The sequence below is a fragment of the Microbacterium sp. J1-1 genome, assembly GCF_024498615.1.
GTDB classification, from domain to species: domain Bacteria; phylum Actinomycetota; class Actinomycetes; order Actinomycetales; family Microbacteriaceae; genus Microbacterium; species Microbacterium aurugineum.
In genome coordinates this window covers 66,105-72,146 of the sequence record NZ_CP089591.1, presented here as the reverse complement: position 1 = coordinate 72,146, position 6,042 = coordinate 66,105, and the positions used below count along the sequence as shown (strand labels likewise).

4 protein-coding genes are annotated in these 6,042 nt (G+C 68.6%); all 4 read right to left on the bottom strand.

Features of this window, described 5'->3' with window-relative positions; genetic code table 11:
- Positions 1–448: 448 nt before the first annotated feature.
- Positions 449–2,056, bottom strand: a complete 1,608-nt coding sequence (locus LRQ07_RS18485) for a glycerol-3-phosphate dehydrogenase/oxidase (protein ID WP_256536499.1) — start codon at positions 2,054–2,056, stop codon at positions 449–451.
- Positions 2,053–3,558, bottom strand: coding sequence for an FGGY family carbohydrate kinase (locus tag LRQ07_RS18480; RefSeq protein ID WP_256536498.1), 1,506 nt, complete (start codon positions 3,556–3,558; stop codon positions 2,053–2,055). The genes LRQ07_RS18485 and LRQ07_RS18480 overlap by 4 nt, the downstream gene beginning before the upstream one ends.
- Before the next feature lie 31 nt (positions 3,559–3,589).
- Positions 3,590–4,528 carry a hypothetical protein gene (locus tag LRQ07_RS18475; RefSeq protein ID WP_256536497.1) on the bottom strand — a complete coding sequence of 313 codons (939 nt, stop codon included), beginning with the start codon at positions 4,526–4,528 and terminating at the stop codon, positions 3,590–3,592.
- An 88-nt stretch (positions 4,529–4,616) separates the two neighbouring features.
- Positions 4,617–6,014 carry an FAD-binding oxidoreductase gene (locus LRQ07_RS18470; protein ID WP_256536496.1) on the bottom strand — a complete coding sequence of 466 codons (1,398 nt, stop codon included), beginning with the start codon at positions 6,012–6,014 and terminating at the stop codon, positions 4,617–4,619.
- Between the last annotated feature and the right edge of the window lie 28 nt (positions 6,015–6,042).

Genomic DNA, 6,042 nt, shown 5'->3' with positions numbered 1-6,042 from the left:
CGCCAAGGAGTGCCATCCTCGCCGCATTGATGGCCTTCGAAGCTGCGCTTGACGCAGGGAATCCGCGCGAGGCAGCCGATAGGGTCGCCGGTGAGGCCGAGATTGTCTTCGATCGCGATCTCAGCTGAATTTCCGACCTATCGGGCGCCCCGCGAATGCCTACCCGGGGCCGGCAGGGGCGATCGATGATGGGGATCGACTTCGCCCCGGCAGCCGCCTTCGGCGCCCGAGATGGAGGCGTGCTCCATGTAGGCCGCCGACCGCGGCCGCTGCGAGCAGAAATCCGCAATCAACCGCCTCGTCTCGTCGTCGCGTCTATTCAGCCCATCACACCAACCGATCCCGAACCGGCAAGGAACACCAAAGGGTCCGCGAGCGCGCCTGAGGGTTCGTGACGTCGGTACTGGAGGGAATTTCCCCGCAGACCGGCGATCGTCTTCGCCGCTCGTCAGCCCCGGGGGCGATTGCGCAGGACGAGTGACCGATACTCCTCGATCTCACGCTCGCGTCGGCCAGGGGGCCAGGGCACCAGCCGCTCGAGTTCGCGGGCGATCGGCTCCGCCGAGGCGAGGCCGCCGTCGTCGCTCCAGAAGAACACGGCGGTCCGGCGGACCAGCAGATCCGAGAGCGACACCACCATCTCCGCGTCGACGGCGTATTCGATCTCGGCCCGCGTGAGCAGGCGGTCGCCGATCAGCTCCCGACTCTCGGGGTCGCGCACCCATCGCTCGATGATCCGCTGGGCGTTCGCGCCGTAGCGGCGGATCCAGACCGCTGCGAGATCGGCCGGGACTCCTTCCGTCTCGGCGGAGCGGCGCGCCTCGGCGATGCTCGAGGCATCCGCCCCAGGAAGCGGCGTCGCGCCCGCGACGCTCTTCCGGGCGTGGGTCTTCGCCACAGCCGCATCCACCACCTGCTTGGCCATCAGGCGACTGCTCGTGAGCTTGCCGCCCGAGATCGTGATCATCCCGGTCGGGCCCGTGGTGATCTCGTGCTCGCGCGACGTATTGCTCTCGCTCACGCCCGGTGGCGGCGCGACCAGCGGTCGGAGGCCGGCCCAGGTCCCGACGACGTGGCTCTCGGTGAGCCGAGCATCCGGGATGGTGCGGTTGGCCACGTTCAGCAGGTAACGGATGTCCCGCTCATCGGCGTGCACGTCGTCGAGGTCTCCGGCGTAGTCGGTGTCGGTGGTGCCGATGTACACGACATCGTCCTCGAGCGACGGCGTGGGCCAGACGACCCGGTGATCGTCAGGCGAGCGCAGGAAGACGGCCGTGTTCAGCGGGAAGTCGCGCTTCTTCAGCACGATGTGCACGCCCTTGGTCGGGCGGAGCGCGTGTGTGCTCCGGGTGTGTTCCAGCGCACGGGTGCGGTCCGTCCACGGACCGGTCGCGTTGACGACGCGCCGCGCGTGGACCTCGACCGGCTCGCCGTCGATCAGGTCCCTCACGACGACCCCGCGAGCCGTCCCGTTGTCGAGGATCAGCGACTCGACGACGGCGTGGTTCATCAGGACGGCACCCGCCTCGGCGGCGCCATTTGCGGTTTCGACCGTGAGCCGGGCATCGTCGGTCAGGACGTCGTAGTACATGCCCGCGCCGCGGAGGCCTTCGCGCGCGAGATGCGGTTCGCGCGCAAGCACCTGCTCGGGACTCAGCATCCGGTGTCGGCGCTTGCGCCACGCGCCGGATGCGACGTCGTAGAACGTGAGACCGAGATCGAGCTTGAAGCGGCTCTCGGGGTAGCCGTCGTAGAGGAGGTAGAGGAACGGCCGCACTTCGGTGAGATGCGGTGCGATCTTCAGGAATCGTTCCCGTTCGCGGAGCGACTCGGCCACGAGCCGGAACTGATACGACTCGAGGTAGCGAAGGCCACCGTGGATGAGTTTCGACGATCGGCTCGATGTGCCGGCCGCGAAGTCGTCCTTCTCGATCAGGGCGACCGAGAGGCCGCGGAGGGCGGCGTCGCGTGCCGTGGCGACGCCCGTGATTCCGCCTCCGACGACGACGAGATCGAAGAGCGGGCCCGAGATTTCGGCGCGCGACGCTCGCTTCATTTCTTCAACCACCCCCTGGAGCGTTCAACCGCACGCGTCCAGACGGCATAGTCCGCCGCCCGCTGCTCGTCGGTGAGCTGTGGCTCGAACGTCGCGTCCGTGTCCTGCGTCGCCAACGCCTCCTCCGGGGTCGACCAGACACCGACTGCGAGCCCCGCCATGAGCGCCGCGCCGACGCTCGTTGCCTCGGTGTTCTTCGGGCGGACGACCCGCGTGCCGAGCTGATCGGCCTGGATCTGCATGAGCAGATTGTTCTGAGAGGCACCGCCGTCGACCGCGATCTGAGCGATGGCGTTGCCCGAGACGCGGCTCATGACCTCGATGAAGTCGCGCACGGAGAACACGATGCCCTCGAGCGTTGCGCGCGCCAGGTGACCGCGCTGCGTCCCGGGGCTGATGCCGAAGATCGTGCCGCGCGCGAAGAGGTCCCAATAGGGCGCGGACAAGCCGGTGAGTGCGGGCACGAAGTAGACACCGCCGTTGTCGGGGACGCTCCGCGCGAGCTCCTCCGACTCCGCCGAGGTGGAGATGATCCCCGCTCCGTCGCGGAGCCATTGGACCGCCGCGCCGGTCGAGCCGGCGTATCCTTCGAGCGCGTACACGGTCTCGCCGTTCCGGCGCCAGGCGATCTGCGAGGTCAGCCCGCTGGCCGTGTCGATGACCGGGGTGGTGCCGATCGTCATATCGAGGAAGGTGCCGGTGCCGTGGGTGCACTTGACCATGCCCGGCTCGATGCACCCCTGTGCGAACAGCGCCGAATGCTGATCCGCGATCGCCGAGGCGATCGGTACCTCGGCTCCGAACACCTGCGCGCTCGTGGTCCCGAGGTGGCCGGAATCGTCGCGGACCTCGGGATAGATCGAGACCGGGATGCCGAGGGCCTCGAGCCACTCGCCGTACCACCGGTCGGTCAGGAGGTCGTATGAGCCGGTCACGGAGGCGTTCGACGCGCTGATGACATGCTCGGCGCCGCCCGTGAGCCGGTGGATGAGCCACGAGTCAATGGTGCCGAACGCAAGGTCGCCGCTCGCCGCGAGGTCGCGAACCTCGGGCACGTTCTGCAGCAGCCACTCGAGGCTGAGTGACGAGTACACCGGCGCGAGCGACCACCCGGTGTGCGAGTACACGCGCTCGCCCCACTCCGCGGCCAGCTCGCTCGCTCGCTCGGCCGTGCGGGTGTCCTGCCAGACGATCGCCCGGGTGACCGGGTCGCCCGTACGCCGGTCCCACACCACGGTCGTGGCGCGCTGGTTCGTGATGCCGATCGCCGTCACCTCGTCGGGCGCGAGACCCGCGCCCTCGAGGGCTCCGGCGATCATCCGGGATGCGGCACCCCAGATCTCGTTCGCGTCCTGCTCGACGCGGTCCGGTGCAGGGTGGTACTGCGGAAACTCGGTGTACGCCTGACCGAGCACGCGGCTCGCCTCGTCGAAGACGAGGGCACGGATGCCGGTGGTCCCGGCGTCGATCACCAGAAGTCGTGGGGCGGAAGGAGACATCATCATCTACTTTCTTCGTTCGCGGGAGGGGCGCTCAGGAGATGACGGCGCCGAGGGCGAGGACGACCGTGGTCATCGGCCAAATGGCGCTCGCCGGCGGGTCGATGTGCGTGTCACCCCGGATCAGCCAGAATCGCGAGAACAGCTCGCCGACCAGTGCGGTGATGGCGCCGACGACGGCGCCGATCAGCACGACCGCGATCCCGCCGCCGGAAACGCCCAGGAACGCGGGGATCGCCACGGCGCTCACGAGCGTGATGTGGTGAGTCGCGGGCACCTCGACCGCGAACGCGAGGAACAGCAGCGAGACCGCGGAGACACCGAACCCCAGGTAGATGACTCCCGGCGCATCCGGGTACGCGTCGAGCAGCGTGACCGACGCCCACGCGGAGAGCCCGCCGACGAACAGGCCGAGGAGCACCGCCATGAGCGGGCGCTGCTGATACGCGAGCCACACGTGCTGCGCGTTCGGGGTGAACCGCTTCCACCCCGTGGCGCCGTCGACGTGCGGCCCGATGATGCCCGTCTTCCCGAACAGCACGCGAGCGACGATCGCGGAGATGACGACGGTGAGGGCGACCGCGTCGGTGTTCGACCCGAACCAGGGAATGATCGCGATGACCTGCGCGACGAGGTATCCGAACACGCCGAACACCGCCCCGACCAGCAGCACGCTCGGCTTCGCAAGACTGACCAGCGGCGTGACGATGTCGCGGCCGCTGTCGATCCAGCCCCGGCGCTTCGCATAGGCGACCGCCGCGACACCCGCCGCGAACGAGATATGCGGGCCGAAGAACGGACCGAACGCGATGGAGTTGAGGAACGCTGCATCGCCGCTGCCGATGAGGGCCGCGACGCCGATCAGCACCGCGAAACCGGTGAACACGAACGCGACGAGCGCGCCGAATGTCGCGCCGAGGAACCCGCCGGCGGCGGCTGCGAGGAGATCCAACACTTCGATGTGCACGATCACTGCCTTTCTTCTTGCGAAGATCTCAGGTCTTCTCTGCAAAGACCTCGGGGGGAAAGCGCCGACGGGTGACGGCGCTCGACGGACCGGGTCAGAGTCCGAGCTTTCCGGGGTTCAGGATTCCTGACGGGTCCAGCGCACCCTTCACGCGCTGGAGCACGACGTGGGCGCTGCCGAGGGAGCGGCGTGCGTAGGGCGATCTGGCGAGGCCGCCACCGTGATGGTGCGAGAGTTCAGCGCCGCGTGCGAGACAGATCTCCATCGCGGTGCTCCAGATGGTCCGGAGCCGAGCGATCGCCTCCGCGTCGTCGCTCGCGCGGCCGAGCAGGATGACGTACATGGACGTGCCCTGCGTGTAGACGTGCGAGAAGTGCGCGAGCACCTCGTCCGCAAACGGCTGCAATGCTTCCTTCAGGTCGGTGTAGAGGTCGGCGATGTCGCTCCATTGGTGTGCGACCTCGATCGTCTCTGCGAACCCGCCCTCGATCTCGAGCAGGTTCTCGACCGTCGAGAAGTCGAACCGCCGCCTCAGCCACCCTTCCGCACCGGCCGGCCCCAGCGGGACACCGCCGTGCCCGGCTGCGATGGTGCTGAGTACCTGCAGCTCGGCCTCCGCGAGCGCCCGGGGCCCCCGGCTGCCGACGAACATGATCGGCGTGTCCACGGCGGGATCCGCCATCGCGTGCCTCGCCTCATCGGTGTCGTAGAAGCGCAGCAGGAACGGCCGCATGGCCAGCGCGGCCTGTTCGCGCATCATGGCGAGACCCGATTCGACGGTCGGGAACGAGAACGTCTGCAGCAGTTGCGACTCGGGCAGGGGGAAGATCTTGAGCGTCGCGGAGGTGATCACGCCGAGCGTGCCCTCCGACCCGATGAAGATCTGGCGCAGATCCGGGCCCATCGCCGCCCGTGGGGACGCGCTGAGCTCGACCGTCTCGCCGGAAGCGAGCACAACGGTGTAGGCGACCGTGAGGTCCTCGATGCCGCCGTAGAGCGAGGAGAACTGCCCCGTCGCGAGGGTCGCGATCCAGCCGCCGACCGTCGAGCGGTACAGCGACTGCGGCGAGTGGCCCAGGGTGAACCCGAGCTCGTTGAGCGCATCCTCAAGCGCTCCGCCGTTCTGGCTCGCCGTCGCGGTCACGGTGAGGTTCGTCTCGTCCACGGTGAACTGCGCAGGCACCTGGGAGAGATCCAGCACGATGCCGCCGCGGACCGGGAGCGGCTGCCCGGTCACCGATGACCCGAGGCCGCGGACGGTGACAGGGACGCCGTGCTCGCCGGCGAGCTTCAGCACCTGGCCGATCTCACCCATCGACCCGAGCGTGACCACCGCCTCGGCCTGGTGGGCATGCACACCGCGACGGCGCTCTTTGGTCGACAGCGGCCACGTGTCGTGACTGCTGCGCTCGAGGGTTTCGGGCGACGTCGAAACCGCGTCTGCGCCGAGGACGGCGACGAGTGCGTCGATGACAGTGGTGTCGATGGTCAAGGGCCTTCTCTCCTCATGCCGATCGAGT

What these genes read in the sequence shown, in the direction of transcription:
- LRQ07_RS18485 (WP_256536499.1), bottom strand. Translation starts at nt 2,056, where the DNA reads ATGAAGCGAGCGTCGCGCGCCGAAATCTCGGGCCCGCTCTTCGATCTC.
- LRQ07_RS18480 (WP_256536498.1), bottom strand. Translation starts at nt 3,558, where the DNA reads ATGATGTCTCCTTCCGCCCCACGACTTCTGGTGATCGACGCCGGGACC.